This is a genomic window from Streptomyces sp. PA03-6a, from assembly GCF_033792765.1.
GTDB lineage: Bacteria > Actinomycetota > Actinomycetes > Streptomycetales > Streptomycetaceae > Actinacidiphila.
Window position 1 is genome coordinate 1 of the sequence record NZ_JARAVK010000467.1, and the last position, 3,705, is coordinate 3,705.

Consider the following 3,705-nt stretch of genomic DNA (forward strand, 5'->3'; position numbering starts at 1 on the left):
CCCGACCCCCGAACTCCCGCGGTGCCGCGGATCCCCCCTCCGCGGCACCGCGGGCCCGTGACCGGGTCCCCTCCGGCCCCCTTTGGAAGCGAGTTATGAAGACCGACGAAACCCGGGAGTACGACGTCGTCGTCATCGGCGGCGGACCGGTCGGCGAGAACGTCGCCGACCGGACGAGCGCCGCCGGACTGGCCACGGTGCTGGTGGAGGGCGAACTGCTCGGCGGCGAGTGCTCGTACTGGGCGTGCGAACCGAGCAAGGCGCTGCTGCGGCCCGTGACGGCACGGGCCGACGCCCGCCGCATACCCGGCCTGAGGGACGCGGTCGAGGGACCGCTGGACGTGGCCGCGGTCCTCGCCCACCGCGACCGGCTCTCCTCCCACTGGAAGGACGACGGCCAGGTCGAGTGGCTGGACTCCGTCTCCGTCGACCTGGTGCGCGGCCACGGCCGTCTGGACGGGCCGCGGCAGGTCGTGGTGGACACACCGGACGGCGGGACGGTCCGCCTGGCCGCGCGGCACGCCGTCGTCGTCGCCACCGGGACCACGACGCTGCTCCCGGATCTGCCGGGGCTCGCCGAGGTGCGTCCGTGGACCAACCGCGAGGCGACGAGCGCCCACGAGGTACCGGGCCGTCTGGTGGTGGTCGGGGGCGGCGTCGTCGCCGTCGAGATGGCCACCGCGTGGCGGGCGCTCGGTTCCGAGGTGACCGTGCTGGTCCGGGGGAGCGGCGGACTGCTCGCCCGCATGGAGCCGTTCGCCGGGGAGATGGTCGCCGACGCCCTGCGCGAGGCCGGTGTGGACGTACGGTTCGGCGCCTCCGTGACCGCCGTGGCGCGTGAGGACGGCCCGGATGGTCCCGTCCGCGTCACGCTGGCGGACGGCGGGACGCTGGTCGCCGACGAGATCCTCTTCGCGACCGGACGCGCCCCCCGCACCGCGGACATCGGCCTGGAGACGGTCGGCCTGGCCCCCGGCGACTGGCTGGCCGTGGACGACACCTTCCGGGTGACGGCCGTCGCCGACGGCTGGCTGTACGCGGCGGGCGACGTCAACCACCGCGCCCTGATGACGCACCAGGGGAAGTACCAGGCCCGCATCGCGGGAGCGGTGATCGGAGCACGGGCCAAGGGCGAGCCCGTGGACGACCGCAGGTGGGGCGCGCACGTCGCGACCGCCGACAACGACGCCGTGCCGCAGGTGGTGTTCACCGACCCGGAGGTCGCCTCCGTCGGCCTGACGACCCGGGAGGCGGAGGCCGCGGGGCGCCGGGTGGACGTCGTGGACTACGACATCGGGCGCCTCGCCGGAGCCGCGCAGTACGCCGAGGACTACCGGGGCAAGGCCCGGGTCCTGATCGACCCGGACCGTGGCACGGTCGTCGGCGTCACCTTTGTCGGCCCGGGAGTGCAGGAGCTGCTCTACTCGGCGACCGTCGCCGTCGCCGGTGAGATCCCGGTGGACCGGCTGTGGCACGCCGTCCCCGCCTTCCCGACGATCAGCGAGGTCTGGCTGCGCGTCCTGGAGACCTACCGGGACATGCGGGCGGCCTGACCGCACGTCATACGGCCAGGACCCGCCTTCCCGAGGGGAGGCGGGTCCTCGGTCACCGTACGGGGTCAGCGGTGATGACGGGTGACGACCCGGTGCACGGCGCCGGCCATGGCCGCCTCGCCCTGGGCGTTGGGGTGCGCCGGTGCCGCCGGGGTCGCGGGGGCGAGGGACTCGATCCAGCGCGTGCCCGTCGGCGCGCACATGTCGTGCCCGATGGTCGGGGTGTAGGTGTCGGCGTAGCGCGCGCCCGCCTTGCGGGCCTGGGTGGCCAGCATGGCGTTCAGGGCCTTCTCCGTGTCGCGCAGGTAGGAGAAGTCACCGGCCGCGAAGGGCACCGTGGCGCTGGTGCAGGCCGATCCGTCGTCAGGGAACAGGTCCGGGTACCCGGCCACCACGACGCGGGCGTGGGGCGCGCGCCGGTGGATGTCGCGGATGACGGTGGCGACCTTGGGCGCGGTCTGCGCGACGCGCTCCGCGAGCTGGTCGTGGCCACCCGCGGTGAAGTGGGCCCGGCAGGGGGCTCCGGTGGGCTCGGCGGACGTCAGGCCGGCGCAGGTGGCGATGACGCTGCTGAAGCCGATGTCGTTGCCGCCGATGCTGAGCGTGACCAGGTCAGTGCCGCGCTTGAGGGCGGCGAGCTGCGCCGGTGCGGTGCCCTGGGGCGCGGTCATCTCCGCGGTGGTCGCCCCCGAGCAGCTGACGTCGGTGAGGCGGGCGCTCTCGCGCGCCGCGACGAGCGAGGGGTAGTTGTGGCTCGACCGCAGGCACGTCGGGTCCACCTGGTCGGGGATCAGCGGGCCGGACGCGTAGGAGTCGCCGAGCGCGACGTAGTCCCGTCCACCGCCCCCGTGGCCGGCCGGCGACGCGCCGGCGGTCCCTGCTCCGAAGCCCAGCAGCGTCACCATGCCCGTCAGGGCGGCGGCACCGAGTGCGACCCCGCGACGGGTGCCGGGCCGGGTCAGTGTTCTCTTCATCTGTGTCCGTTCGTCGTGGTTCCTGGCCGTCCTGGCCGCCGGACGAGGCGGCCCCCGGCTTCGCAGCGGTTCCTGCGGCGGCAGCACGCCGCACCCGCAAGCTACTTGCTGCGCCAAGCAAGTAGATCAAGTGCCTTCGGGAGACGCAAACGCCGGCGCCCGGCGTGCCACCGGCCGGGGCGGCGCCCTGCACATCCCAGGCGGCCGTTCAAGCCCCGTGATCTCGGGGCATGACAGCGCCTTCCGCCACCTGTCTGCTGGTGGCGAGAGAGCAGACAGGACGACGGCCCCGCCACGACGAGGTGATCCCCATGAGCATGGACGATCCGGCACGGCTCCACGGCGCACACCGCAAGGACCGGAGCGCCCACCCTCCCCGGCACCCGTGGCCGCGCGGGCTCCTGGCCTGCGTGCGCGCGCCCTGGACGGTCGCCTGGCTGGTCGTGGGGCCGGTGTACGAGTGGACGGTCCCCGGCCGGGCCCGCAGGCGCCGTGCCGGGGGACCGCTGCCCGCGCCGGCCTGAGAACCGGCGGGCGCGTGCGGCGGTTCATTCCTCGCCGGGCGTCTCCGCGTTCTGCCAGACCGTCAGGTCGACCGTGGCGTAGTCGTTGTCGGCACCCTCAGGGGAGTAGTCCCGTACCGTGACGAGCGCGATGTGACCGGCGTCGGTGACCACGCAGATCCGGCTGCCCCCGACCGCGTTCTTCCGCGAGATCTCCTGGGAGTACCGGGTCGCGGAGCGGCACGTGGCCAGAGACCCGGTCTGACGGCTGGTGAGCAGCACCAGGGTGTTGCCTTCGGGGGTGGCGAAGCCCCAGCCCCGCGCGCCCCAGGTGTAGCCGAAGTCCCCTTCGTAGTACGGGCCGACCCTGGGGTGGTACGGCTTGGGCGGCAGGTCGGAGAGGGAGATGGTGTAGCCGTCGGCCAGGTCGACGCCCTTGTAGGACGTGGACGGCGGGTCCGCCGCCGGTGCGGCCTTCTCGTCGCCGCCGCTCGGAGCGGTCTGCGACACGGAGCCGCGGTCCGGCGATCCGGACCCGCCCGGTTCGCCCGCCCCGTCGATGGTTCTGCCGTACAGAAGGAGCGCGCCGACGCACGCCGCCGCCAGACCCGCGATGACGGCCACGGCGAAGCCTGGTCTGCGGCGCTGGGCCGAGCCGGGGGAGCGCGGTGGGGC

3 protein-coding genes and 1 pseudogene are annotated in these 3,705 nt (G+C 74.4%); 2 read left to right on the top strand and 2 right to left on the bottom strand.

The genetic code is table 11. The features are described 5' to 3' along the window. Positions 1 to 95 precede the first annotated feature (95 nt). Positions 96 to 1,553 carry a dihydrolipoyl dehydrogenase family protein gene (locus tag PV350_RS45485; protein WP_500339179.1) on the top strand — a complete coding sequence of 486 codons (1,458 nt, stop codon included), beginning with the start codon at positions 96 to 98 and terminating at the stop codon, positions 1,551 to 1,553. A gap of 65 nt (positions 1,554 to 1,618) precedes the next feature. On the opposite strand, the gene PV350_RS45490 is transcribed toward PV350_RS45485, so the two are convergent. Then, positions 1,619 to 2,527 carry an SGNH/GDSL hydrolase family protein gene (locus PV350_RS45490; protein WP_500339180.1) on the bottom strand — a complete coding sequence of 303 codons (909 nt, stop codon included), beginning with the start codon at positions 2,525 to 2,527 and terminating at the stop codon, positions 1,619 to 1,621. 311 nt (positions 2,528 to 2,838) lie between these two features. On the opposite strand from PV350_RS45490, the gene PV350_RS45495 reads away from it, so the two are divergent. Further along, entirely contained in the window at positions 2,839 to 3,051 is a 213-nt protein-coding gene (locus PV350_RS45495) for a hypothetical protein (protein ID WP_500339181.1), read from the top strand. Between the two features lie 24 nt (positions 3,052 to 3,075). On the opposite strand, the pseudogene PV350_RS45500 reads toward PV350_RS45495, so the two are convergent. Beyond that, a pseudogene (locus PV350_RS45500) lies at positions 3,076 to 3,705 on the bottom strand (hypothetical protein); the annotation flags it as partial.